Source organism: Gilvimarinus sp. 1_MG-2023, from assembly GCF_030548285.1.
Genome location: NZ_JAUOSC010000111.1, coordinates 1 through 481, shown reverse-complemented (window position 1 = coordinate 481; position 481 = coordinate 1). Strand labels below are relative to the sequence as shown.

The 481-nt window shown below is 50.5% G+C and carries 1 protein-coding gene; it reads left to right on the top strand.

What is annotated here, in order from left to right; translation table 11 throughout:
- Positions 1-279: 279 nt before the first annotated feature.
- Positions 280-481, top strand: a 202-nt coding sequence (locus Q4563_RS15935) for a UDP-3-O-acyl-N-acetylglucosamine deacetylase (protein ID WP_303605166.1), incomplete at its 3' end; no start/stop codon positions are given.

Genomic DNA, 481 nt, shown 5'->3' with positions numbered 1-481 from the left:
ATAATACACCGGCGCCAAAGCGTGCAGATGGTACTCCAGACTACAACAAGCTTGATCGTCCAGCCGTGACTCGTCAGGCTGGAGCGGGAGCTCAAGCTGCGACAAAAGCGGAACCACAAACACGGCAAGACATGGAGTATCTGGATATACCTGCTTTCTTGCGTCGTCAGGCAGATTGAGTAAAAAGAGCATGCCGCTAGCGTGTTCTTGCATTCCTGCTATAATTGCAGGATCTATCTATTTGTATAAGAAACGACCAGAAATGGCAGGATTGTCAGAATGATCCCTCAACGCACCTTAAAGAACACTATCCGCGCTTCAGGTGTAGGCCTTCACTCCGGTGAAAAGGTCTACCTGACTCTGAAGCCCGCCCCGGTTAATACAGGGATCGTATTCCGTCGTACCGATCTTGACCCTGTCGTTGATATTCCTGCGCATGCGTTGAATGTCGGCGAAACCACCTTGTCCACCACCCTTGTAC